At 60.3% G+C, this 23,691-nt stretch carries 19 protein-coding genes and 1 pseudogene; 9 read left to right on the plus strand and 11 right to left on the minus strand.

The features are described from left to right. Nucleotides 1-4 precede the first annotated feature (4 nt). From ABRP30_RS01865 to ABRP30_RS01875, 3 genes are all read right to left on the minus strand, one after another. Complete coding sequence (locus ABRP30_RS01865; protein ID WP_267824167.1) at nucleotides 5-772, minus strand: divergent polysaccharide deacetylase family protein; 768 nt, start codon at nucleotides 770-772, stop codon at nucleotides 5-7. Nucleotides 773-780: 8 nt separating this feature from the next. After that, complete coding sequence (locus ABRP30_RS01870) at nucleotides 781-2,103, minus strand: S41 family peptidase (protein WP_267820405.1); 1,323 nt, start codon at nucleotides 2,101-2,103, stop codon at nucleotides 781-783. A 92-nt stretch (nucleotides 2,104-2,195) separates the two neighbouring features. Continuing rightward, nucleotides 2,196-3,482: a murein hydrolase activator EnvC gene (locus tag ABRP30_RS01875; protein ID WP_241805163.1), complete on the minus strand. Its 1,287-nt coding sequence runs from the start codon at nucleotides 3,480-3,482 to the stop codon at nucleotides 2,196-2,198. A 386-nt stretch (nucleotides 3,483-3,868) separates the two neighbouring features. Here ABRP30_RS01875 and ABRP30_RS01880 point away from each other — a divergent pair, with 386 nt between their 5' ends. Then, entirely contained in the window at nucleotides 3,869-4,822 is a 954-nt protein-coding gene (locus tag ABRP30_RS01880) for an IS110 family transposase (protein WP_372490323.1), read from the plus strand. 163 nt (nucleotides 4,823-4,985) lie between these two features. On the opposite strand, the gene gpmI is transcribed toward ABRP30_RS01880, so the two are convergent. Continuing rightward, complete coding sequence (gene gpmI, locus ABRP30_RS01885; protein ID WP_349975179.1) at nucleotides 4,986-6,521, minus strand: 2,3-bisphosphoglycerate-independent phosphoglycerate mutase; 1,536 nt, start codon at nucleotides 6,519-6,521, stop codon at nucleotides 4,986-4,988. A 206-nt stretch (nucleotides 6,522-6,727) separates the two neighbouring features. On the opposite strand from gpmI, the gene ABRP30_RS01890 reads away from it, so the two are divergent. From ABRP30_RS01890 to secB, 3 genes are read left to right on the plus strand one after another with little or no spacing between them, the layout of a single operon-like run. Next, nucleotides 6,728-7,141, plus strand: coding sequence for a rhodanese-like domain-containing protein (locus tag ABRP30_RS01890; protein ID WP_241805166.1), 414 nt, complete (start codon nucleotides 6,728-6,730; stop codon nucleotides 7,139-7,141). Between the two features lies 1 nt (nucleotide 7,142). Then, on the plus strand, nucleotides 7,143-7,397 hold the full coding sequence (gene grxC, locus ABRP30_RS01895) for a glutaredoxin 3 (RefSeq protein ID WP_267820411.1): 255 nt from the start codon (nucleotides 7,143-7,145) through the stop codon (nucleotides 7,395-7,397). 39 nt (nucleotides 7,398-7,436) lie between these two features. Further along, entirely contained in the window at nucleotides 7,437-7,922 is a 486-nt protein-coding gene (gene secB / locus ABRP30_RS01900; RefSeq protein ID WP_012312355.1) for a protein-export chaperone SecB, read from the plus strand. 135 nt (nucleotides 7,923-8,057) lie between these two features. On the opposite strand, the gene trmL is transcribed toward secB, so the two are convergent. Then, nucleotides 8,058-8,519: a tRNA (uridine(34)/cytosine(34)/5-carboxymethylaminomethyluridine(34)-2'-O)-methyltransferase TrmL gene (trmL, locus tag ABRP30_RS01905; RefSeq protein ID WP_008093177.1), complete on the minus strand. Its 462-nt coding sequence runs from the start codon at nucleotides 8,517-8,519 to the stop codon at nucleotides 8,058-8,060. On the opposite strand from trmL, the gene ABRP30_RS01910 reads away from it, so the two are divergent. Further along, a complete protein-coding gene (locus ABRP30_RS01910) occupies nucleotides 8,518-8,955 on the plus strand; it encodes a hypothetical protein (protein ID WP_349975180.1) in 438 nt (145 codons plus the stop codon). The two genes, trmL and ABRP30_RS01910, sit on opposite strands and share 2 nt — an antisense overlap. Nucleotides 8,956-9,432: 477 nt before the next feature. Here the strand turns inward: ABRP30_RS01910 and ntrC are convergent, their stop codons facing one another. From ntrC to glnA, 4 genes are all read right to left on the minus strand, one after another. Next, nucleotides 9,433-10,869 (minus strand): nitrogen regulation protein NR(I), encoded by a 1,437-nt coding sequence (gene ntrC / locus ABRP30_RS01915; protein ID WP_039603934.1) that lies wholly within the window; start codon nucleotides 10,867-10,869, stop codon nucleotides 9,433-9,435. Continuing rightward, complete coding sequence (gene glnL / locus ABRP30_RS01920; RefSeq protein WP_046784991.1) at nucleotides 10,866-11,951, minus strand: nitrogen regulation protein NR(II); 1,086 nt, start codon at nucleotides 11,949-11,951, stop codon at nucleotides 10,866-10,868. Before glnL ends, ntrC begins: the two co-directional genes overlap by 4 nt. 255 nt (nucleotides 11,952-12,206) lie before the next feature. Further along, nucleotides 12,207-12,749, minus strand: a complete 543-nt coding sequence (locus ABRP30_RS01925; RefSeq protein WP_349975181.1) for a chorismate mutase — start codon at nucleotides 12,747-12,749, stop codon at nucleotides 12,207-12,209. Nucleotides 12,750-12,899: 150 nt separating this feature from the next. Then, complete coding sequence (glnA, locus tag ABRP30_RS01930) at nucleotides 12,900-14,306, minus strand: type I glutamate--ammonia ligase (RefSeq protein ID WP_060480427.1); 1,407 nt, start codon at nucleotides 14,304-14,306, stop codon at nucleotides 12,900-12,902. Nucleotides 14,307-14,778: 472 nt separating this feature from the next. Between glnA and thiI the strand changes: the two genes are divergently transcribed. The 3 genes from thiI to ABRP30_RS01945 all read left to right on the plus strand — a co-directional run bounded on the left by thiI (nucleotide 14,779) and on the right by ABRP30_RS01945 (nucleotide 19,255). Beyond that, entirely contained in the window at nucleotides 14,779-16,233 is a 1,455-nt protein-coding gene (gene thiI, locus ABRP30_RS01935) for a tRNA uracil 4-sulfurtransferase ThiI (RefSeq protein WP_241805180.1), read from the plus strand. A 126-nt stretch (nucleotides 16,234-16,359) separates the two neighbouring features. Continuing rightward, a complete protein-coding gene (typA, locus tag ABRP30_RS01940) occupies nucleotides 16,360-18,180 on the plus strand; it encodes a translational GTPase TypA (protein WP_267820423.1) in 1,821 nt (606 codons plus the stop codon). 322 nt (nucleotides 18,181-18,502) lie between these two features. Beyond that, nucleotides 18,503-19,255 carry a sulfite exporter TauE/SafE family protein gene (locus tag ABRP30_RS01945; protein ID WP_349975182.1) on the plus strand — a complete coding sequence of 251 codons (753 nt, stop codon included), beginning with the start codon at nucleotides 18,503-18,505 and terminating at the stop codon, nucleotides 19,253-19,255. A 145-nt stretch (nucleotides 19,256-19,400) separates the two neighbouring features. On the opposite strand, the pseudogene ABRP30_RS01950 reads toward ABRP30_RS01945, so the two are convergent. Continuing rightward, a pseudogene (locus tag ABRP30_RS01950) lies at nucleotides 19,401-19,505 on the minus strand (YkgJ family cysteine cluster protein); the annotation flags it as partial. 1,110 nt (nucleotides 19,506-20,615) lie between these two features. After that, the gene (locus tag ABRP30_RS01955; RefSeq protein WP_241804115.1) at nucleotides 20,616-21,020 is read right to left on the minus strand and encodes a YkgJ family cysteine cluster protein; all 405 of its coding nucleotides are present in this window, start codon (nucleotides 21,018-21,020) and stop codon (nucleotides 20,616-20,618) included. A gap of 186 nt (nucleotides 21,021-21,206) precedes the next feature. Here ABRP30_RS01955 and ABRP30_RS01960 point away from each other — a divergent pair, with 186 nt between their 5' ends. After that, nucleotides 21,207-23,657 carry a glycogen/starch/alpha-glucan phosphorylase gene (locus ABRP30_RS01960; protein WP_349975183.1) on the plus strand — a complete coding sequence of 817 codons (2,451 nt, stop codon included), beginning with the start codon at nucleotides 21,207-21,209 and terminating at the stop codon, nucleotides 23,655-23,657. Nucleotides 23,658-23,691: the final 34 nt, after the last annotated feature.

A 23,691-nucleotide genomic window follows, 5' to 3' on the forward strand; every position in this document is an offset into this window, starting at 1 on the left:
TGGCTCAGCGATTGCTGTAGCGGCCGTGCTTGCCATGGGCAGGCATGGCCTGATTGCCGCGTTCTGCAATCATCTGTGCCAGTGATACCAGCTCGATGCCCTGGCTGCGCAGCCGGGGCATTTCCTGTTCCAGCACCTGCAGGGTTTGCGGGTAAGGGTGCCCGATCAGCACCGCCGAGCCTTGCCGACGTGCCAGTGCCACGCCTTGCTGCAGCTGTGCGGTGATGGCCTCTGTGGTACGGACGTCGTCCAGAAACACGTCACGCGAGACGTGCCCAAGGGCCTGTGCCTGGGCCTCGGCGGCAGCGACGGTGGCAGCACTGGTGCGGCTGTCCACGAAAAACAGATGCCGCCGCTGAAGTTCACCCATCAGCCAGGTCATGGCGCTACGCTGGGCGGTCATGCGGCTGCCCATGTGGTTGTTGATGCCGGCGGCGTAGGGCACCTTGGCCAAGGCCGCGTCCAATCGCCTGGCGAGCTCTGGTAGGGCGATCTCCGGGTGCCAGGCATAGGGCCCGGTGGCGGGGTCCATGGGCATGTGCAGGATTACCGTCTTGCCTGCCTGGTGCGCCTGGCGGGCGAACTCGGTGGCGTGTGGGGTATCCGGCATGATCGCCATCGTCACAGGGCCAGGCAGCGCGAGCGTCCTGCTGTCGCGCTCGGTGCTCTGGCCCAGGTCGTCGATGATGATGCTCATGTAGGCCTTGCTGGCCGGGGCCGCGTGGGCACATGCGGCTGCCAGGCACAACAGCACGGGCAGCAGATACCGCAGCGGATGAATCATTTGCCGGAGGTGATGTTCAGCCCCTTGAGCAGGCTGAGCGCCTGGCTCAGCTGGAAGTCATCGTCCTGCGGGCGCTCCTTGCGCTTGCTGCTGCCGGTCGGGCGGTCAGCACCCCCGTTGCCGTTGCCCAGGTGGCCCTGCAGGTCGGCTTCCTTGAAGTTCTCGGTATCCACCTCTGCGGTGAGCTTGGCCGGGCGCACCTCGATGTCCGGGACGATGCCCTGTGCCTGGATCGAACGGCCATTGGGGGTGAAGTAAAGCGCGGTGGTGAGCTTCAGGGCTCGGTCGTTGGCCAGCGGCAGCACGGTCTGGACCGAGCCTTTTCCGAAGCTGTCGGTGCCCATCAGCACGGCGCGTTTCTGGTCTTGCAGGGCGCCGGCGACGATTTCCGAGGCCGAGGCGCTGCCGCCGTTGATCAGCACTACCAATGGCACGGCCTCACTGGCATCGGCCGGATCAGCGGAGAAGCGCAGTTCGGAGTTGGCGATACGGCCTTTGGTGTACACGATCAGGCCCTTGGTCAGGAAGTGGTCGGCCACTTCCACCGCCGACTGGAGCACGCCACCGGGGTTGTTGCGCAGGTCCAGCACAACGCCGCGCAGTTTCTTGCCATTGTCCTTGCGCAACTTGGCCAATGCTTTGCCCACTTCGTCCCCGGTCTTGACCTGGAACTGGGTGATGCGGATGTAGCCGTAGTCGTTTTCCAGCAACTGGCTTTTCACGCTCTTGACCTGGATCACGGCACGGACCAGGTTCACATCGAACGGGGTGCCGCCGTCACGTACCAGGGTCAGGGTGATCTTCTCGCCGACTTTGCCGCGCATCTTGTCGACCGCTTCGGTCATGCTCTGGCCACGGGTTGGCGCACCGTTGATCTTGACGATCAGGTCGCCAGCCTGCACGCCAGCGCGCGAGGCGGGGGTGTCATCGATGGGCGAGACCACCTTGACGAAGCCGTCTTCCTGGCCAACTTCGATACCCAGGCCACCGAACTCGCCACTGGTGCTTTCCTGCAGCTCCTGGAAGTCCTCTGGGCCAAGGTAGGCCGAATGTGGATCGAGGTTGCTGAGCATGCCTTTGATGGCGTTCTCCAGCAGCGTCTTGTCGTCTACCGGCTCGACATAGGCCGCTTTGATGCGGTCCATGACCTCGGCGAAGGTGCGCAGCTCTTCCAGTGGCAGCGGCGCCCTGGCGGTCACCTCGGTGGCTGGCACCGCGGCAGGCTTGGCCGGCGCCGGCTCGGCAGCGATGGCCAAAGGCATACCAGTCGCCAGGGCGATGGTCAGGGCCAGCTGGGTGAGACGAGGCGAGTGCAGCATGTCGAACGAACTCCTGATCCTGTAGGCGCTCCTTGGGGAGCATCGGCCCAGCGTGGGGCGCCAGGCCGTAAAAAAGTGACTAGGGTTGAAGCTTAACCTCTGCACCACTGGGAAGGGTCGGTGGGCCGGCCCTGCTGGCGGATGGCGAAGTACAAGCCGGCGGCATCCTGGCCGCCGCTGTCGCCAACGGTGGAAATGGCCTCGCCGGCCTTGACGATGTCTCCGGCGCTCTTGAGCAGGCTCTGGTTGTGGCCGTACAGGCTCAGGTAACCATTACCATGGTCGAGAATGACCAGAAGTCCAGCGCCGCGCAACCAGTCGGCGAACACCACGCGCCCGCCGTGCACGGCGCGTACCTGGGTGCCGGGGTTGGCGCTGATCATCACACCGTCCCACTTGGCTCGGGCATCGCTGCCACGGGCTTCACCGAAACGTGCCAGCAATCGACCATTGACCGGCCACGGAAGTTTGCCCCGTGCGGCAGAAAAAGCACCGCCGTAGGTTGTGCTGTCGCTGGACACCAAGGGGCCGAGGGTGGTGCGCGCCTTTTTTGGTGGTTCGCTGTCCTGCTGTGCGGTCAACGCTTGCTGCTGTCGGCGCTTCTGGGCCTCCTGCTCGGCCAGCAGGGCCTTCTTGCGCGCCTCCTCGGCCTCACGGGCCTGGCGAGCCAAGGTTTCCTCGATGGTCTTGAGCACCTTGGCAAGGTCCGCCTGGTCCTGTTCACGGGCCTGCAGCTTCTTGTCGCGGTCTTTCATGTCACTGTTGAGCTTGGCCAGTACCTGCTGACGCTTGCCACGCTCGGCTTCCAGGGCCTGGCGGCGGCTGTCGAGGTCGGCGCGCTGGGCCAGCAACTGCTCTTGCTGGCGGGAAATGTCCTGTTCGACATTGGCCAGCTGGCGCAGGGTTTCGTTGAAGGCACGCAGTTGCTCCGTGCGCGCCTTGCTCAGGTAGTCGTAGTAGCTGAGGGTGCGGGCGAACTTCTCTGGGTTCTGCTGGTTGAGCAGCAGCTTGAGGTATTCCTCGCGGCCATTGTTCTGGTAGGCGGAGCGCGCCTGAATGGCGATCAGTCGTTGTTGTTCAATGCGCGAGCTCTGGAGTTTTTTTTTCTCGGTATCAAGGCGCTCCAGCTCGCCCTCGGTCTTTTTTAGTTGTTGCTGCAGAGCCTCCACCTGCTTTTCGAGGTTGCCGATGTCGGTTTCGGTGGCTTTGAGGTCTTTCTGCACGCCGGATTTTTCTTCCTGGAGCTTGCCCAGCGTCTTCTTGAGCTCGGCGATGTCCTGGCGGGTGGCGTCCAGTTGTTGCTGGGTCTGAGCGCGCTCGTCGGCGAAGGCCGGGCTGAGCAGGCAAGACAGGGCTAGGAAGATCAGGGCGCGAAGCATGAGGTTGGGCGTACCAAGGATGGAGACTGGCCTAGTATGCCCGCCCGGGCCTGCAAAAAAAACGCCTCACGGCGTCAGCGGTAAGTTTCAAGCTACAAGCCGCAAGAAAAAGCGGGTGTTGGGTCAATACCGGTAGTCAAGCGCTTTGGGGCCGCTTTGCGCCCCATCGCCGGCAAGCCGGCTTGTATGGTTAGACTTGAAGGGGTGGTGGGACTAAATGCCGGATTCTGACTGTTGACGCAGTACAGACTGTGGGAGACATCGCCCCACCCCTTCCACCAAAGCGCCGATAAAGAATGCATCGTTTGCAAACGACGATAGAAGCAAGCCAGCGCCTCTTGGTGAAAACCCTTCAAGCTCAAAAACCATAACGCGAGGAGCCGCCCATGGCAATGCAGGTAAACAAACTGATCGTGGGTGCGGATGTCGCAAAAGCCGAATTAGTGATTCATCACGATGATCGTGATGAAATTATCAGGCTGAAAAATACCAAGCCCGAAATCAAAAGCTGGCTAAAGCAACAGCCCCTCGGCACTGCAATCGCTGTTGAGGCGACCAATGTCTACCATCTGGACCTGGTTGAGCTAGCCCATGGCTTCGGTTTCGACGTTTATGTCATCGATGGTTTCCAACTGAGCAACTACAGGAAAAGTGTTGGAGGGCGGGTTAAAACTGACCCCTCTGATGCTCGGTTGCTGTCCCGATTTTTGAAAAACGAGGGCGACGATCTTCGTCCTTGGACCCCGCCTCCTGCTGTCTACGGCAAGCTTCAGAGCCTCCTTCGACGCAGAGCTGTCTTGGTGACTGCTCGCACTGCATTAGCTCAGAGCTGGACAAACGAAAGCCTGCTGAAGGCCGCCTTCAAAACCTTCGTAACATCGATAGATCGGCTGGATCAGCTGATACAAAAAAAGATTAAGGAAGTGCTACGAGAGGCTGGGCTGCACGAGCAAGTTGCCCGCTGTCAGGCGGTAGAGGGAATTGGGTTTCTTACCGCTACAGCCCTGGTAATGGCTTTTGTAAGGGGCGAGTTCAAGAGCAGTGATTCGTACATCGCATTCCTGGGAATGGACCTACGGGTTAATGATTCTGGAGAGAAGAATGGACGTCGTCGGCTCACCAAGCGCGGCTGCTCGGAAATCCGTCGTTTGCTGCATAACGCAGCAATGGCGGCCAGCAGGTCGGCCGCTTGGAAAGGGGTATATGAGCAGTACAGAAACAGCGGTAAGGCAACGACCCAGGCGTTGGTAATTCTGGCCAGGAAGCTCGCACGAGTGGCATTCGCCCTGATGAGAAATCAGGACGAATACGTTACCAAAGGCGGGAAAATGGCTTGCTGATAACCATAGAATCTCCCACCGGTACAGCGCAAGCCTCAAGAGCTGCGCAGTCCCTGTGGGAGCCGGCTTGCCGGCGATGGGCTGCGTAGCAGCCCCAAATAGCTAACTGCCTGGCACAAGACTCCAGGCTTTCTCTTGCAGCTTGCAGCTTGCAGCTTGCAGCTTACCCGTCGACCAAAATCGAGCTACCCGTCATCTCCGCAGGCTTTTCCAGCCCCAGCAGCTTGAGCATGGTCGGCGCCACGTCGGCCAGCACGCCGCCCTCGCGAACCTTGACCTGGCGTTTGCCGACATAGATGAAAGGCACCGGCTCGGTGGTGTGGGCCGTGTGCGCCTGGCCGGTGCACTCGTCTTCCATCTGCTCGACATTGCCGTGGTCTGCGGTGATCAGCGCTTCGCCGCCCACCTTGTCCAAGGCCTCGACGATGCGACCGACACAGCCATCCAGGGCTTCGACGGCCTTGACCGCGGCTTCGAACACGCCGGTATGGCCGACCATGTCACCGTTGGCGTAATTGACCACGATCACGTCATAGCGCTGCTGCTCGATGGCCTCGACGATGCGGTCGGTGACCTCTGGGGCGCTCATCTCCGGCTGCAGGTCGTAAGTGGCGACTTTCGGCGATGGGATCAGAATGCGCTCTTCGCCTTCGAACGGCTCTTCGCGCCCCCCGGAGAAGAAGAACGTGACGTGTGCATACTTCTCGGTCTCGGCGATGCGCAGTTGGGTCTTGCCGTGCTTGGCCAGGTACTCACCCAGCACGTTGTTCAGGCTGGCCGGGGCAAACGCCGCAGGGGCGGGGATTTTCGCCGAGTACTGGGTCAGGCCGATGTAGGCAGCCAGTTTGGGCAGGCGGGCCCGTGGGAACTCGTTGAAATCGGCTTCGACGAACACGCGCGACAGCTCACGGGCGCGGTCGGCGCGGAAGTTCATGAAAATCACGGCATCGCCATCTTCGACCTTTACCGCTTCGCCGATACGCGTGGCCTTGACGAACTCGTCGCTTTCGCCACGCATATAGGCCGCTTCGAGCCCGGCAGTGGCGCTGTCTGCGGTGTGTTCGGCAACGCTGTCGACGATCAGGTTGTAGGCAGCACTGACGCGGTCCCAGCGGTTGTCGCGGTCCATCGCGTAGTAACGGCCGATCAGGCTGGCGATACGGCCTTTGCCGAGCTTGGCAAAGGTCGAATCTAGCAGCTCGATGGACGACTGCGCGCTGCGTGGCGGGGTGTCACGACCGTCGAGGAATGCGTGCAGGTAGATCTTTTCGGCACCACGCTGCGCGGCCAGTTCGGCCATGGCAATCAGGTGGTCCTGGTGGCTGTGGACGCCGCCGTCGGAGAGCAGGCCGAGAATGTGCACGGCCTTGTCGGCACCTGCAGCCTGGTCCACCGCGCCTGTCAGCACCGGGTTTTCGAAGAACTCGCCGTCGCGGATGGCTTTGGTCACGCGGGTGAAATCCTGGTAGACGACACGGCCGGCGCCCAGGTTCATGTGACCGACTTCGGAGTTGCCCATCTGCCCGTCCGGCAGGCCGACATCCATCCCCGAACCGGAAATCAGGCCATGCGGCGCTGTGGCGCGCAGGCGATCATAGACCGGCGTGTTGGCGGCGTAGATGGCGTTGTATTCGGGGCTTTCGCTGTGGCCGAAGCCATCCAGGATGATCAGGACCAGGGGTTTGGGCGTACTCGTCATCAATCAAACTCACGGTTGTTCAAAGATGATAAAGACACGCATTTTAGGGCAAATGCGCCACCTGCGGCGAATATTCGTCCTGTTCCCTGACCAGCGTGGCGCCCGCAGCAACATGAAGGTAGCTTCGCCGCCGGCCTGTCGGGCTTTGGCGGTGTTGGGGGGCTGTGTATACTGGCCGGCATTTTCAATCGCCTGGAACACCGCTGATGGTTGCTCACCTGATTCAATTCGCGACAGATCACTACATCCTGGTTGCGATCTTCGTTGTTCTGCTGGTCCTGCTGCTGCTCAATGAAATCCGCCGCGGCGGCCAGAGCCTGAGCAATGGCCAACTGACCGCTCTGGTCAACGCCGAGAAAGGCCTTGTCATCGATATCCGCCCTGCCAAGGAATACTCCGCCGGCCACATCGTCGGTGCTGTGAACATCCCGCAGGACAAGGTCGCCACTCGCATGAGCGAACTGGACAAGCACAAAGAGAAAACCCTGATCGTCGTCGACGCGATGGGCCAGCAGTCCGGCACCATCTGCCGCGAACTGCTCAAGGCTGGTTACAACGCCGCCAAGCTGAGCGGTGGCGTTTCCAGTTGGAAAGCCGATAACCTGCCCCTGGTGAAGTGATATGAACGACGTCATCGTCTACTCCAGCGACTACTGCCCCTACTGCATGCGCGCCAAGTACCTGCTCCAGAGCAAGGGCGTGGCCTTCGAGGAAATCAAGGTCGACGGCCAGCCGCAGGTGCGCGCCGAGATGAGCCAGAAGGCCGGCCGGACTTCGGTGCCGCAGATCTGGATCGGCAGTACCCATGTCGGTGGTTGCGATGACCTCTACGCCCTGGAGCGCGCCGGCAAGCTCGACGCGCTGCTCAAGGCCTGATTTGCACTGCATTCAAAAACATTAGGATAAGGATCTGCCATGACTGACCAACAGACCAACGGCGCAGCAGCCGAAGACAACAGCCCTCAGTTCTCCATGCAGCGTATCTACGTGCGCGACCTGTCGTTCGAGGCCCCGAAAAGCCCGCAGATCTTCCGTCAGACCTGGGAGCCGAGCGTTGCCCTGGACCTGAACACCAAGCAGAAAGCCCTGGAAGGCGACTTCCACGAGGTGGTGCTGACCCTGTCGGTAACCGTCAAGAATGGTGACGAAGTGGCGTTCATCGCCGAAGTTCAGCAGGCCGGTATCTTCCTGATCAAGAACCTCGACGCCTCTTCCATGAGCCACACCCTGGGTGCGTTCTGCCCGAACATCCTGTTCCCGTACGCCCGCGAGACCCTGGATAGCCTGGTGACCCGTGGTTCGTTCCCGGCCCTGATGCTGTCGCCGGTCAACTTCGACGCCCTGTACGCGCAAGAGATGCAGCGCATGCAGGAAGCCGGCGAAGCGCCGACCGTGCAGTAAGCGCGGCCGGTATCGAAAAGCGCCTCTCGGGGCGCTTTTTTGTTGCCTGTTCGGGCCTTCATCGCGGGCAAGCCCGCTCAGGTGTGGCGTCAGGTGTTGAACAAGGCCGGCGCCAGGTCCGGTACAGGCACTGCATCAGCTCCCGGCAAACCCTTGCTGGCGCCACGCCTCATACACCGTCACCGCGACAGTGTTGGACAGGTTCAGGCTGCGGCATCCAGGCCTCATCGGCAGGCGCAGGCGCTGTTCGGCCGGCAGGCTGTCCAGCACCTCGGCGGGCAGGCCGCGGCTCTCGGGCCCGAACAGGAAGGCATCGCCGGGCTGGTAGGCGACTTCATGAAAGGGGTGCGAGCCCTTGGTGGTGAAGGCGAACAGCCGTGGGTTGCCAAGGCTTTCCAGGCATCCGGCCAGGCTTTCGTGGCGCTTGAGCGTGGCATACTCGTGGTAGTCCAGCCCTGCGCGGCGCAGCCGTTTGTCGTCCAGCTCGAAGCTGATCGGTTCGATCAGGTGCAGGTCGCAACCGCTGTTGGCGCAGAGGCGAATGATGTTGCCGGTATTCGGCGGAATTTCAGGTTGAAAAAGGATGACGTGAAACATGCACGGCTCCAAGCATGAAGATGGTGCACATTCTACCCCCGAACCCGAGTCGCGTTCGAAGGCCTTGCCGCGTGTGATGCTTTCGCTGGCGATCGTCGGCGTGATGGTCGGCCTGATGATCGGCCGCCTCACCACCCCAGAAGAGCGCGTGCTCGAGCAGGTGGAGGTGGTGCAGGATGGGTTGGACCTGTGGTTCAGCGACGAGCCGAAGCTGCATGGCGAGAATGTCGAGGGGGCTGTCGCTGTACTGTTCCAGGCCCAGGGCAAGGCCCAGCGCGGGCAACTGACCCTGCAGGGCAAGCCGGTGAGCTGGCGTTTGCAGAAAACTGACGAAGGGTTGCTGCTGAGCGTGATTGCCGCGCGCCCTCTGCGGGGCGAATGGGCCGGTGCAGAGGACGCGGGGCGCTGGCGGGTGCGGGTGCGGCTGCACGAATAAAAGAGGGGATGTCCCGGCCTGCCTGTACCAGGGTCCCCAAAGCTTGCGTTACTGCGTGTAAAAGAGGGGATTCCCGGCCTGCCTGTACCGAGGTCCCCAAAGCTTGCGCTACTGCGTGTAAAAGAGGGGATTCCCGGCCTGCCTGTACCGAGGTCCCCAAAGCTTGCGTTACTGCGTGTAAAAGAGGGGATTCCCGGCCTGCCTGTACCGAGATCCCCAAAGCTTGCGTTACTGCGTATAAAAGAGGGGTTCACCCGGCCTGCCTGTACCGAGGCCCCCGAAACTGGAGATGTAGTACCTATTGCAGGTGGCGTGCCAGTTTTGAAAGTCCGGAAACATTGGGTTTCAGGGCGATCTGGCCGGGTTTTGAGGGGATTTGTGCCTTGGCGCGGTGCAGTTGGCACAGCTTCGGTGCATGGGCCAGAAATGGCTGGGGCCGCAAAGCGGCCCCAACGGTGTTACTGATTCAGCGGGAAGTCAGTGATCATCGCCCTCATCGTCATCCCCGCCATCGACGTTCATCCCCAGCTCCTTGATCTTGCGGGTCAGGGTATTGCGCCCCCACCCCAGCAGCACTGCGGCATCCCGGCGACGCCCGGCAGTGTGCTTGAGCGCTGTCTCGATCATGATCCGTTCGAAGCTGGGCACGGCGCTGTCGAGCAGGTTGGATTGCCCTCGGGCCAAGGCCTGGTCGGCCCATTGGCGCAGCGCCTGCTCCCAGTTGGTCACCGGTGCCGCGTCCTGCGGGAGGTTGAGCAGCTCGGGTGGCAGGTCGCCGACCAGCACTTCACGGCTGGACGCCATGACGGTGATCCAGCGGCAGGTGTTTTCCAGCTGGCGGACGTTGCCAGGCCATGGCAGGTTGCGGATGAATTCTTCGGTTTCCGGCTTGAGCAGCTTCGGCTCGACGGCCAGCTCCTGAGCCGCGCGGCCCAGGAAGTGGCGGGCCAGTGCTGGGATGTCCTCGCGGCGGTCGGCCAGGCGCGGGATATGAATACGGATTACGTTCAGGCGATGGAACAAGTCTTCACGGAACTTGCCAGCCTGTACCAGTGACTCGAGATTTTGATGGGTCGCAGCGATGATTCGCACATCGACCTTCACGGGCACATGGCCGCCCACACGGTAGAACTCGCCATCGGCCAGCACGCGCAGCAGGCGTGTCTGGGTATCGGCAGGCATGTCTCCGATTTCGTCGAGGAACAAGGTGCCGCCGTCCGCTTGCTCGAAGCGGCCGCGTCGCAAGTTGGCCGCGCCGGTGAAGGCGCCTTTTTCGTGGCCGAACAGCTCCGACTCCATCAGGTCCTTGGGAATGGCGGCCATGTTCAAGGCAATGAACGGTGAGGCAGCCCGCGGACTGTGGCGGTGCAGGGCGTGCGCCACCAGCTCCTTGCCGGTACCGGACTCGCCGTTGATCAGTACGGTGATGTTGGAGTGGCTCAGCCGACCAATGGCACGGAACACCTCCTGCATCGCCGGAGCTTCACCGATGATTTCCGGGGTACGAGCCAGGGCCTGGGGCACATCGAGGCCTTGCTGTTCCTGCGCATGCTGGTTGGCGCGCTTGACCAGCGAGACCGCCTCATCGACGTCGAACGGTTTGGGCAGGTACTCGAAAGCACCGCCCTGGTACGACGCGACTGCGCTGTCCAAGTCGGAATGGGCGGTCATGATGATGACCGGCAGACGCGGGTGTTGGTCGCGAATCTGTGCCAGCAGGTCGAGGCCGCTGGCGCCCGGCATGCGAATGTCGGAAATGATCACGTCCGGCTGTTGCCGGGCCAGGCGGCCCATCACCCCATCGGCGCTGTCGAAGCTCTGGGTGGTCATACCCTCCTGTTGCAGGGCTTTTTCCAGGACCCAGCGGATGGAGCGATCATCGTCGACGATCCATACGGTTTCACTTCGGCTCATGAGGCGGTGGCTCCTTGTTCCAGTGGCAGGAAGATCGAAAAGGCCGTGTGGCCGGCGTGGCTTTCACACTCGATCAGGCCCTGGTGCTGGCTGATGATGTTCTGGGTAATGGCCAAGCCCAACCCGGTACCGTCCGGGCGGCCACTGACCATGGGATAGAAGAGCGTGTCTTGCAGTTCACTGGGGATGCCGGGGCCGTTATCGATGATCTCGACGCGGGCCACCAGGCGGTGGCGCACATGGCCGATGGTGAACTGGCGCATCGCGCGGCTGCGCAGGGTGATGCGGCCCAGGCGCAACTCGTTCTGCGAGCTGATCGCCTGCATCGCGTTGCGCACGATATTCAGCACCGCCTGGATCATTTGCTCGCGGTCGATCAGTACGTCCGGCAGGCTCGGGTCATAGTCACGCACCAAAGTGATGCATCCTTGGCTTTCTGCGTCGACCAGGCTGCAGACCCGCTCAAGGACTTCGTGAATGTTGGTCATGGCCAGCGATGGCAGCTTGTTCGAACCGAGCATGCGGTCGACCAGGTTGCGCAGGCGATCGGCCTCTTCGATGATCACGTTGGTGTAGTCGCGCAGGCCATCTTCGGGCAATTCCCGGGCCAGCAGTTGCGCCGCGCCACGGATGCCGCCCAGCGGGTTCTTGATCTCGTGGGCGAGGCCGCGGACCAGCATCTTGGTGGTTTCCTGCTTGCTCAGCTGGGCTTCTTCCTTGGTGATGCGCAGCAGGCGGTCACGCGGGTGTACCTCCAGCAGCAGCAGGGTGTTGCCCTGGTGCAAGATGGGCGTCACGGCATAGTCGACCGTGATGGTCTGCCCGGTCAGCGAGGTCAGTTGGGCTTCGCGCTTGGTGAACGGGTGCGCCTGTTCGACCGCCTGGCGCAGCGAGTTGAGCGCCTCGGACGATTCGGTGAACAGTTCACTGATGAACTGCCCATGGCTGCGCTGGCCACTCACGGCCAGGAGCATTTCCGCAGCCGGGTTCATGTACTCCAGGCGCAGCTCGGCGTTGAGCAGGAGCGTAGCTGTGGTCAGGTTGTCCAGTAGCAGACGGTGCTGTGCATCGCTGATGGTCATAAGGCGTCGTTGACCTCTTTTGGCGCTGGCGGGTCCTTGGTCGGGCCAAGGACGAGCGCGCTATGGATCCGCTGATGCCTGGAAAATGCAAGAAACAAACCAAGGCTCCGAAAAGAAGCGGAATTCTCTGATAAAGACCTGTAATTGCGCTTATTCGGAACAGAAGACTCTGATTTACCGTTTCACGTGACCTGTTTTGGTGTGATCGGCGGCGCAATGCGTGTCATTGCGCACCAATATAGAGCATAGCCGTGGCTAGTGTTCGACACACAGCTGTGAGGTGGCGCGCACCAGCGCCTGGTGGCGTAAAGGGTCGTTGGTGCGTCGCGCCAAGGCGCGGGCGAGTTCATGCCTGCAGTCTGGGTAGCGTTGCTGGTCAAACCGGGCCAGTTCGAACAGGAGCGTCGCCTGGAGTTGGTCCAGGCGGGGGCGAATCTGGTTGGCAAGGTCGAGCGGTTTAGCCGGCGGGCGTTGCCCTAGCATTGCCCAGCGATCGCGCAGGGTGTACTGGATCAGCTTGTTGGCTTCGATCTGGTCAGCGAAGAACGCAGCGGCGCGCTCAGGGCTCAGGTCGTAGTCCGGTGCCATCTGTTGGACACCTGACAGCACCTGCCGCTCGCGTTCGGGGGCCTCCACGGGCAGGTGGTGGTCCCATTTGTGTACCGCTACCGAGGTGGCCAGGTCCAGGCGCTGCTCGATACTGGAAAGCAAGGGCTGGAATTCTGGCTCAGAAGGTGATGATGCCTGGCAGCCGAGAAGGCCGAAGGTGATGGCGAGCACAAAGGTGGCGCGTTGCATGGTGATCTCCTGTGGATGGAGACCTGATTGTGGATTTGGATGGCGAGTTCTGCTTGTAGGATGCGTCCGATTCGGGCAGTCGAAAAACAAAAACGGCCTTCAGAAGAAGGCCGTTTTCGGTGATTTCATCGACGCCAGGCGCCGATCAGATCAGCAGCTGTAGTACAGCTCGTATTCCAGCGGGTGCACGAAGGTACGGACTTTGATCTCTTCTTCGGACTTCAGCTCGATGAAGGCATCGATGAAGTCGTCGGAGAACACGCCGCCCTTGGTCAGGAACGCACGGCCTTTATCCAGCTCTTCCAGCGCTTCTTTCAGGCTGCCGCAAACTTGCGGGATATCTTTCGCCTCTTCAGGCGGCAGGTCGTACAGGTTCTTGTCGGCAGCATCGCCTGGGTGAATCTTGTTCTGGATACCGTCCAGGCCAGCCATCAGCAGGGCGGCGAAAGCCAGGTACGGGTTGGCCGATGGGTCCGGGAAGCGCGCTTCGATACGGCGGGCTTTAGGGCTGCCGACGTAAGGAATGCGGATCGAGGCCGAACGGTTGCGTGCCGAGTAGGCCAGCATTACCGGGGCTTCGAAGCCTGGAACCAGACGCTTGTAGGAGTTGGTCGACGGGTTGGTGAAGCCGTTCAGTGCCTTACCGTGCTTGATGATACCGCCGATGAAGTACAGGGCAGTTTCGGACAGACCGGCATAGCCTTCACCGGCGAAGGTGTTCTTGCCTTCTTTCCAGATCGACATGTGCACGTGCATGCCCGAGCCGTTGTCGCCGTACAGTGGCTTCGGCATGAAGGTGGCGGTACGGCCGTATGCGTCGGCAACGTTGTGCACGACATACTTCAGGGCCTGTACTTCGTCAGCTTTCTTCACCAGGGTGTTGAACTTGACGCCGATTTCGTTCTGGCCGGCAGTCGCCACTTCATGGTGGTGAACTTCAACGGTCTGGCCCATTTCTTCCAGTGCGTTGCACATGGCAGTACGGATTTCGTGGTCGTGGTCGAACGGCGGAACTGGGAAGTAGCCACCTTTGACGCCTGGACGGTGGCCTTTGTTGCCGCCTTCCACGTCAGCGCCAGTCATCCACGAGCCTTGCTCGGAGAAGATCTTGAACATCGAGCCGGAGATGTCCGACTGGAACTTCACTTCGTCGAAGATGAAGAACTCAGGCTCTGGGCCGGCGAAGACGGTGTCACCAATGCCGGTGCTCTTGAGGTACTCTTCAGCGCGTTTGGCGATTGCGCGTGGGTCGCGATCGTAGCCCTGCATGCTCGAAGGGTCGACGATGTCGCAGGTGATGATCAGGGTCGGCTCTTCGGTGAACGGGTCCAGGACGGCGGTCTCGTCAACCGGCATCAGGATCATGTCGGAGGCTTCGATGCCTTTCCAGCCAGCAATGGAGGAACCGTCGAACATCTTGCCGACTTCGAAGAAGTCTTCGTCCAGGCCATCACGCGCTGGCATGGTCACGTGATGCTGAGTGCCTTTGGTGTCCGTGAAACGCAGATCAATCCACTTGACGTCATGATCTTTGATGAGTTGAACCGACTTCGACATGTTGTCCTCCGGATGGTCTAGAGCGCGGTGGGCCGCTGCCCTGGAAAAAAGGGTGTTGCCGGGCGCGGATAGTCGGCCAAGCTTACCTGCCTCACAAGGGAGCAAATTGCATGCCAGTGCCCGAAAATGGCGAGGCCGGGATAAAAAGGGGCGTTTACGGGCATTTGAGGCCGGGTTGTCGGGGAAAAGCGCACCCTTACGATGCGGTTTTTGTTACTGGCGCACCAATTGCGTGCACGGTTGGGGCCGTGTGCTTCCTTTAGGGGCTTCATCGCCGGCGCGCCTGCTCGCACAGATAAGGCGCCGGTCGTGAGGCCTGCCGATGTCCCCCAGGCGCTGGCTTGCCGGCGATGAGGCCAGTACCGGCAATATAAATCCGACCTTCTGTACAAAAGTTGGTCAAATCCTGAGCAATTTCCGATATAATTCGCGCCCCTCATTTTTCGGCAGGCCCTGCGCGCGCTGTTAACCAATGAAACTTATCGTCAAAGTCTTCCCAGAAATCACCATCAAGAGCCGGCCGGTGCGCAAGCGCTTCATCCGCCAGCTCGGCAAGAACATCCGCAACGTGCTCAAGGACCTCGACCCTGAGCTCGCGGTCGATGGTGTCTGGGACAACCTCGAAGTGGTCACCCGCGTCGAAGACGAAAAAGTCCAGCGCGAGATGATCGAGCGCCTCACCTGCACCCCGGGGATCACCCACTTCCTGCAGGTAGAGGAATACCCGCTCGGTGACTTCGACGATATCGTCGCCAAGTGCAAGCAGCACTTCGGTCACTTGCTGGCCGGCAAGTATTTCGCCGTGCGCTGCAAGCGGGGCGGCCACCATGACTTCACCTCGATGGACGTCGACCGTTACGTGGGTAGCCAGCTGCGCCAGCAGTGCGGCGCCGCCGGCATCGAGCTCAAGCAGCCTGAAGTGACGGTGCGCATCGAAATCCGCAACCAGCGCCTGTACGTGATCCACAATCAGCATCAAGGCATCGGCGGCTACCCGCTGGGGGCCCTGGAGCAGACCCTGGTCCTGATGTCCGGCGGTTTCGACTCCACCGTGGCGGCCTACCAGATGATGCGCCGCGGCCTGATGACCCATTTCTGCTTCTTCAACCTCGGCGGCCGGGCCCACGAACTGGGCGTGATGGAAGTGGCCCACTACCTGTGGAAAAAGTACGGCAGCAGCCAGCGCGTACTGTTCATCAGCGTGCCGTTCGAAGAAGTGGTCGGCGAGATCCTCAACAAGGTCGACAACAGCTACATGGGCGTGACCCTCAAGCGCATGATGCTGCGCGGCGCTGCGCGCATGGCCGATCGTCTGGAAATCGATGCGCTGGTCACCGGCGAGGCGATCTCCCAGGTGTCCAGCCAGACGCTGCCAAACCTGTCGATCATCGACTCGGCCACCGACAAGCTGGTGCTGCGCCCGTTGCTGGCCAGCCACAAGCAGGACATCATCGACCTGGCCAACGAAATCGGCACCGCCGACTTCGCCAAGCACATGCCTGAATATTGCGGCGTGATCTCGGTGAACCCCACCACCCATGCCAAGCGTCACCGCATGGAGCATGAAGAGAAGCAGTTCGACATGGCCGTGCTGGAGCGCGCCCTCGAACGTGCCAAGTTCATCTCGATCGACCACGTGATCGACGAGCTGGGCAAGGACGTGGAAATCGAGGAAGTCAGCGAAGCATTGCCAGGCCAGATCGTGATCGACATCCGCCACCCTGACGCCCAGGAAGACGAGCCTTTGGTGCTCGAGGGTATCGAAGTTCAGGTGATGCCGTTCTACGCGATCAACAGCAAGTTCAAGCAGCTGGATGAAACCCGCCAGTACTTGCTGTATTGCGACAAAGGTGTGATGAGCCGATTGCACGCACACCACCTGCTCAGTGAGGGACATGCCAATGTGCGTGTTTATCGTCCGGCATAAGACCCCAGGGCTGTATGGCGGCAGCATCCGCCATCGCCCTCCCGACCGCCGGGCCCGCTGAGCCTTTTACCTTCATATTGGCCGCCTAGACTGGCGGCAACCGAATCCTCTGATCGAGATACAGTTGTGATCGAAAATCTGCGTAACATCGCCATCATCGCCCACGTTGACCATGGTAAAACCACCCTGGTCGACAAACTCCTGCGTCAGTCCGGCACCCTGGAACGTAACGAGCTCAACGACGAGCGCGTGATGGACTCCAACGACCAGGAAAAAGAGCGTGGCATTACCATTCTGGCGAAAAACACCGCCATCAACTGGAACGGCTACCACATCAACATCGTCGACACCCCCGGCCACGCCGACTTCGGTGGCGAGGTTGAGCGTGTAATGTCCATGGTCGACTCCGTGCTGCTGCTGGTCGACGCCCAGGACGGCCCTATGCCGCAAACCCGCTTCGTGACCAAGAAGGCCTTCGAAGCCGGCCTCAAGCCGATCGTCGTGATCAACAAGGTCGACCGTCCGGGCGCACGTCCTGACTGGGTTCTGGACCAGATCTTCGACCTGTTCGACAACCTCGGTGCAACCGACGAGCAGCTGGACTTCAAAGTGGTCTACGCCTCGGCCCTGAACGGCATTGCCGGCCTGGACCACACCGCCATGGCCGAAGACATGACCCCGCTGTACCAGTCGATCGTCGACAACGTACCCGCGCCGGACGTTGACCGTGAAGGCCCGTTCCAGATGCAGATCTCGGCACTGGACTACAACAGCTTCCTGGGTGTCATCGGCGTTGGCCGTATCGCCCGTGGCCGCGTGAAGCCGAACACCCCGGTCGTCGCCATCGACACCAACGGCAAGAAGCGTAACGGCCGTATCCTCAAGCTGATGGGCCACCACGGCCTGCACCGCGTCGACGTCGAAGAAGCCCAGGCTGGCGACATCGTCTGCATCAGCGGTTTCGACGAGCTGTTCATCTCCGACACCCTGTGCGACCCGACTGCCGTCGAAGCGATGAAGCCGCTGACCGTTGACGAGCCAACCGTTTCGATGACCTTCCAGGTCAACGACTCGCCGTTCTGCGGCAAGGAAGGCAAGTTCGTCACCAGCCGTAACATCAAGGACCGTCTGGACAAAGAGCTGCTGTACAACGTTGCTCTGCGTGTTCAGGAAACCGATTCCCCTGACAAGTTCAAGGTATCGGGCCGTGGTGAACTGCACCTGTCGGTACTGATCGAAACCATGCGCCGTGAAGGCTTCGAGATGGCCGTGGGCCGTCCTGAAGTGATCATCCGCGAAGTGGATGGCGTCAAGCAGGAACCGTTCGAGAACGTCACCATCGACATCCCTGAGGAATCCCAGGGCAAGGTGATGGAAGAGATGGGTCTGCGTAAAGGCGACCTGACCAACATGGTTCCGGATGGCAAGGGCCGTGTTCGCCTGGAGTACAACATTCCAGCCCGTGGCCTGATCGGCTTCCGTAACCAGTTCCTGACCCTGACCAACGGTGCAGGCATCCTGACCTCGATCTTCGATCGCTACGACACCATGAAGTCGGGCCAGATGTCCGGCCGCCTCAACGGTGTACTGGTATCGGTCGAGACCGGCAAGGCGCTGACCTACTCCCTGGAAACCCTGCAGGCGCGCGGCAAGCTGTTCGTCGAGCACGGCCAGGAGATCTACAACGGTCAGATCATCGGTCTGAACAGCCGTGACAACGATCTGGGCGTGAACCCGACCAAAGGCAAGAAGCTCGACAACATGCGTGCTTCGGGCAAAGACGAAGTCATCGCCCTGGTTCCGCCAGTTCGCCACACCCTCGAACAGGCCCTGGAATTCATCCAGGACGACGAGCTGTGCGAAGTCACGCCGAAGTCGATCCGTCTGCGCAAGAAGATCCTGGACGAAGGCGAGCGTACCCGCGCTGCCAAGAAAGCCAAGAACTGAGTTAGCTCAGGCTGAATGAAAACGCCCCCGGTCGAAAGGCCGGGGGCGTTTTTTTTGGGGTTTGAGCGCATCTTGTCCCTTTCTGAACAAGATTTATATCTATGATCCGAAATTTCCGTGGGGATCTTTCAGTGTCAAAGTAAGCACTTTCGTCATGTGACGTATGAAGTGTCCTACATGTAACATGTACGTGCTAAAAATTCCTATTGGTAGTGTCTGCGAGCTATTAATTCTTTGGTCGTATTGATGCATCATTCGATGCGCAGGAACCTTTTCCTGATTGGCAGGAACCGCCAGACAAAAAAGAAAAAAGGACCTTGATATGATCGACATTTTAGAAGTTAGTCTGCCTGGCTTGGCCTCAATGTTTGCAGTGATTCTATTGGCCTATGTCGTATTTGGTATTGCAGGATTCGGTACTGCATTGATAGCCAGCCCAATATTGGCAATCTTCATACCTGTCTCGAAGATTGTTCCGCTGCTGGCATTGATGGACCTGTGTGCAGCAGTGATCAATGTCAGTCGCGATAGCAGCAAGGCTGATTGGAGCGAACTTAAGCGCCTGGTGCCACTCATGGTGGTCGGTAGTCTGATAGGCGCTACCCTACTTCTCAATGCAAAACCCGATATTCTGCTACTGGCGTTGGGCGTCTTTGTGGTCGGATACTGTATTTATTCGCTCCGGAGACGGCAGACTAACCGCCAGTTCTCCCCTATGTTATCAATCCCATTCGGAGCGGTTGGCGGAGTCTTTAGTGCACTGTTCGGTAGCGGTGGTTTTATCTATGCCATCTACCTCGGCGGTCGACTCCGGGATCCAGATGCGTTGCGCATCACACAGACGACGTTGATCGGTTTAAGTACATTGACTCGCGTCGGATTCTTTGTGATTGCTGGGGTTTACCTGGATCCAAGTCTGCTTTTGCTCGCTCTGGTCCTGGCTCCAGGCATGTTGATAGGTATCGCAGTAGGGCGTCGGCTGACGCTGAATATGTCCAGAGAGCGGTTTATCAAACTCGTGAATGTAGCCGTGCTTGCTTCCGGCCTGATGTTGATAATCCGCTATTTTTCCTGAAAGCCTCCGATACCAAGGTGAGCTTTTGGATGCGCCATGCATCACGGCCCATCCGGTGTCATGTGGTGGCGTCTAGACACCCCGCCGACGAAAGCCATGTGTATATCGAGGCGCCTAAAACTTCATAGGCGCTCTGATAGGTTCGTCAGCGCCCGGCTGTTTTTGGCTTGTAAGCACAATACCCCGGCCGCGGCCCGACCTTCGGGTGGTTCCTGCAGGTATCCGGGCGCTTGTCATAAATGGTGCACAGCCCAGCGACCTGGAAAGCCTAGGGGGACAGCTTTCCAGTAACAATCAGACGCGAGTCGACAGGGTTTGTAGGGTATTTCGCGAGGGCTGATGTCGCCAGCCCAAACCTGTAGGAACTATCTGTATCAATAGTGGGAAATTTTCTTAGTGGAATGGATGTACAGTGTTGAGTTGCCTTGGGTCGGAGGTGTGAAGACTTGATTTTGGGCAAACTGGAAACCGATATTTCCAGTGTCGGTTACAGCATGTTTCTTTCTACTCAGTTACTTACCAAGCTGTCTTTGGCAATAGCCGATGGCCTCAGTACGCTGCCTATTGGCAATTGATTGAGGCTGAAAATGAAGGGCAAGGGGTGGAAGGAACACTTGGCTCGTGGCCAGATCGAGGTCGCAGGCAGTTCATGGAGTCTGCTTCATTTGCGTCCAATCTCACATCAGTTGAAGATCCCGGGCCTGGCTGATCGGGGAATGGGGGAAGTAGCACTGGCGGTCGAGTACTCAAGTCACTGCGTCAGCTAGGGTCCCAAGCAAGGTACTGAACTGGACTTCGAACATATGGGGCACGATCACCTCTTGATCGATCATCGGGGAATTCGCCGTGCCTTCTGCCCTGGTCGTCACAAGCTGTCAGTTCAATTGCCTTCGATTATTGCTTCGTTGCCTGAGCGACAGTGCCTATTTACTGGGCATAGCAACTGGTTGACCATCGAGGGTAATCAGTTCGGGTATCCGGAGGGCAGTCGATATGAGGTGTATTTCAACTTGCGTCGAGACTCGCCCCGTAGCCTGAAACTCCATGTGGAAAGTGCTTATGTGCGTGACCCTGGCCATCCTTCGAATCGGCCTACGGCGCTGAAGCGGCACGAGAAGATTAAAGGCTGGTTGCTGATGCTGAAGAAACTGAGAAATGAGCCGATTCGACGGCCTGTAAGGCGATAGCAACCTGTAAAAATACGAAACCCCCAATGAAGGGGGTCGTATCGCGGATGCCCTTAGGGACTAATCCCATCAACCGGCACGGCCGGAACCAGATGGCGGCGTCTAGACACTTCCCGAAGGAAGCTCCGTGTACATCAAGACGGTTAAAAGTCTATTGGGTCTCAGATGGCTCGTCAACGTCCGGGTGCTTTCGGCTTGTAAGCACAATACCCCGGCCGCGGCCCGACCTTCGGGTGGTTCCGGCAGGTATCCGGGCGCTTGTCATAAATGGTGCACAGCCGGCTCTTACGGTCCAGGTACATGCAATCATCGTTGCTCATCCGGGTCAGGGTGAAGATCCCCGACTTCTGGTTGAATCGCTCGATGATGCCTTCCTTTTGCAGGCGCTTGGCCACGTTCTTCGGCGGTTCGTCCTTTTCGAACTCGTCCACCACGCCGATGCGGATCAGGTCTTTGATCTTCACTTCCACAGGCAGGGTGCAGCAGGTCGAATGACAGCCCCCGCACATGTGGCTGGCATAGCGTTGCCAGGTTTCCAGGCGGTCGACTTCGGCTGCGGCAATCAGGGTCGTTTTCATCGTTATAAGGGGTGGATCACGGTCTTGGGGCGCGCGATGATACCGGAGTTGTTCAATTTGTGAACAACCTTTTGCCGGATTGGCCAAGCCGGCATGAAAACTGCGAACGGAGACTGTCACTCCCTGTCGAAGGGTCTAGTCTCAACACTCTCCCGCCACTTTCGCCAATTTGCCCGAGGATGCCACATGTCCCAGGAACCCAAAGCACGTGACGCCGAGGTGGCCGACTTTCGCGCCGCTGTACTGGACAAACTGACCTACGCGGTCGGCAAGGACCCGGAGCACGCCTTTGACCACGACTGGTTCGAGGCCATAGCCCTGGCTGCCCGTGATCACATGGTCGATCACTGGATGGATCACACCCGTCAGGCCTACCGGCGCAGCCAGAAGCGGGTCTATTACCTCTCTCTGGAATTTCTCATCGGGCGCCTGCTCTACGACAGCCTGAGCAACCTAGGCCTGCTGGACATCGCCCGTGATGCGCTGGAGGGGCTGGACGTGGACCTGGAGCGCATCCGCCTGCTGGAGCCGGACGCCGCGTTGGGCAACGGTGGCCTGGGCCGTCTGGCTGCCTGTTTCATGGAGAGCATGTCGACGCTGGGTATCGCCGCCCACGGTTACGGCATCCGCTATGAGCACGGGCTGTTCCGCCAGGCCATGGTCGACGGATGGCAGCAGGAACAGACCGAAAACTGGCTGGATTTCGGTAACCCTTGGGAGTTCGAGCGCGCCGAGGTGATCTACCCGATCAGCTTCGGCGGCAGCGTCGAAACGGTGCACGATACCCATGGCCAGCAGCGTCAGGTGTGGTGGCCGGGCGAGACGGTGCGGGCGGTCGCCTACGACACGCCGGTGGTCGGCTGGCGCGGCTCCAGCGTCAACACCTTGCGCCTCTGGCGCGCACGGGCGCTGGAAGAGCTGCACCTGGAGCGCTTCAATGCCGGTGACCACCTTGGCGCGGTGGCCGAAGTGGCTCGCGCCGAGAGCATCTCCCGCGTGCTGTACCCGGCCGACAGCACCGAAGCGGGGCAGGAATTGCGCCTGCGCCAGGAATACTTCTTCGTGTCGGCATCGCTGCAGGACCTGCTGCGACGCCATCTGAACATGCACAAGGACTTGCTCAACCTGCCGGATGCTGCGGCCATCCAGCTCAACGACACGCACCCGTCGATCGCCGTCGCCGAATTGATGCGGCTGTTGGTGGACCAACATGAAATCCCGTGGGAGAAAGCCTGGGAGCTGACCGTCGGCACCCTGGCCTACACAAACCACACCCTGCTGCCCGAGGCGCTGGAGACGTGGCCGGTGGCCTTGATGGAGCGCATGCTGCCGCGGCACATGCAGATCATCTACCTGATCAATGCCTACCATATCGATGCCCTGCGCGCGAAGGGCCTGCATGACTTCGACGTGCTGCGGGCGGTGTCGCTGATCGAGGAAGACAACGGCCGCCGGGTGCGCATGGGCAACCTTGCGTTTCTGGGCTCGCACAGCGTCAACGGGGTATCGGCGCTGCACAGCAAGCTGATGAAAAGCACGGTGTTCGCCGAGTTGCACAAGCTGTACCCCCAGCGGATCAACAACAAGACCAACGGCATTACCTTCCGCCGCTGGCTGTACCAGTCCAACCCGAAGTTGACGTCGATGCTGGTGGGGGCCCTGGGGCCAGAGTTGCTCGACGACCCACAGGGGCGCCTGGCCAACCTGGTACCGTTCGCCGACAAGGGCGTCTTCCTCAAGCAGTTCGCCGAGCAGCGCCTGCACAGCAAGCGCGCGTTGGCCAGCATCATCCAGGACCGCGTGGGCGTCACGGTCAACCCAGAGGCGCTGTTCGACGTGCAGGTCAAGCGCATCCACGAGTACAAGCGCCAGCTGCTCAACCTGCTGCATACCGTAGCGCTGTACCAGGCCATTCGTAACGACCCGGGCACCAACTGGGTGCCGCGGGTGAAGATCTTTGCCGGCAAGGCTGCGGCCAGCTACCACCAGGCCAAGCTGATCATCAAGCTGGCCAATGACATCGCCCGGGTGGTCAACAACGACCCCACCGTGCGCGGCCTGCTCAAGGTGGTGTTCCTGCCCAACTACAACGTCAGCCTGGCCGAGAGCATCATCCCGGCGGCGGACCTGTCGGAACAGATTTCCACGGCCGGCTACGAAGCGTCGGGCACCAGCAACATGAAGTTCGGCCTCAACGGTGCACTCACCATCGGGACCCTCGATGGCGCCAACGTGGAGATGTGCGAACAGGTGGGTGCCGACAACATGTTCATTTTCGGCCTGACCGCGCAGCAGGTGGAGGCGCGCAAGCGTGCCGGCGATTTTGGCGCCGTGGCCGCGATCGCCGCCTCCAACCGCCTAAACGATGTGCTGCAGGCGGTTCGCAGTGGCGTGTTCTCTCCCGATGACCCGTCACGCTATACCGGGCTGATCGACGGGCTGGTGGCTTACGACCGCTTCCTGGTCTGTGCCGACTTCGATGCCTACTGGGATGCCCAGCAGCGGGTTGAGGCGTTGTGGCATACGCCCCAGGAGTGGTGGCGGATGGCGGTGCTCAATACCGCACGGATGGGGTGGTTCTCTTCGGACCGGACCATTCGCGAGTATGCGACCGAGATCTGGAAGGTGCTGGATTGAGCCTGGGGGCCGCACAGCGGCCCCACCTGACCAC

The organism is Pseudomonas sp. WHRI 8519 (assembly GCF_040224055.2).
GTDB classification, from domain to species: Bacteria; Pseudomonadota; Gammaproteobacteria; order Pseudomonadales; family Pseudomonadaceae; genus Aquipseudomonas; species Aquipseudomonas putida_X.

What these genes read in the sequence shown, in the direction of transcription:
- ABRP30_RS01870 (WP_267820405.1), bottom strand. Translation starts at nt 2,103, where the DNA reads ATGCTGCACTCGCCTCGTCTCACCCAGCTGGCCCTGACCATCGCCCTG.
- ABRP30_RS01875 (WP_241805163.1), bottom strand. Translation starts at nt 3,482, where the DNA reads ATGCTTCGCGCCCTGATCTTCCTAGCCCTGTCTTGCCTGCTCAGCCCG.
- ABRP30_RS01880 (WP_372490323.1), top strand. Translation starts at nt 3,869, where the DNA reads ATGGCAATGCAGGTAAACAAACTGATCGTGGGTGCGGATGTCGCAAAA.
- gpmI (WP_349975179.1), bottom strand. Translation starts at nt 6,521, where the DNA reads ATGACGAGTACGCCCAAACCCCTGGTCCTGATCATCCTGGATGGCTTC.
- ABRP30_RS01890 (WP_241805166.1), top strand. Translation starts at nt 6,728, where the DNA reads ATGGTTGCTCACCTGATTCAATTCGCGACAGATCACTACATCCTGGTT.
- grxC (WP_267820411.1), top strand. Translation starts at nt 7,143, where the DNA reads ATGAACGACGTCATCGTCTACTCCAGCGACTACTGCCCCTACTGCATG.
- secB (WP_012312355.1), top strand. Translation starts at nt 7,437, where the DNA reads ATGACTGACCAACAGACCAACGGCGCAGCAGCCGAAGACAACAGCCCT.
- ABRP30_RS01910 (WP_349975180.1), top strand. Translation starts at nt 8,518, where the DNA reads ATGCACGGCTCCAAGCATGAAGATGGTGCACATTCTACCCCCGAACCC.
- trmL (WP_008093177.1), bottom strand. Translation starts at nt 8,519, where the DNA reads ATGTTTCACGTCATCCTTTTTCAACCTGAAATTCCGCCGAATACCGGC.
- ntrC (WP_039603934.1), bottom strand. Translation starts at nt 10,869, where the DNA reads ATGAGCCGAAGTGAAACCGTATGGATCGTCGACGATGATCGCTCCATC.
- glnL (WP_046784991.1), bottom strand. Translation starts at nt 11,951, where the DNA reads ATGACCATCAGCGATGCACAGCACCGTCTGCTACTGGACAACCTGACC.
- ABRP30_RS01925 (WP_349975181.1), bottom strand. Translation starts at nt 12,749, where the DNA reads ATGCAACGCGCCACCTTTGTGCTCGCCATCACCTTCGGCCTTCTCGGC.
- glnA (WP_060480427.1), bottom strand. Translation starts at nt 14,306, where the DNA reads ATGTCGAAGTCGGTTCAACTCATCAAAGATCATGACGTCAAGTGGATT.
- thiI (WP_241805180.1), top strand. Translation starts at nt 14,779, where the DNA reads ATGAAACTTATCGTCAAAGTCTTCCCAGAAATCACCATCAAGAGCCGG.
- ABRP30_RS01945 (WP_349975182.1), top strand. Translation starts at nt 18,503, where the DNA reads ATGATCGACATTTTAGAAGTTAGTCTGCCTGGCTTGGCCTCAATGTTT.
- ABRP30_RS01955 (WP_241804115.1), bottom strand. Translation starts at nt 21,020, where the DNA reads ATGAAAACGACCCTGATTGCCGCAGCCGAAGTCGACCGCCTGGAAACC.
- ABRP30_RS01960 (WP_349975183.1), top strand. Translation starts at nt 21,207, where the DNA reads ATGTCCCAGGAACCCAAAGCACGTGACGCCGAGGTGGCCGACTTTCGC.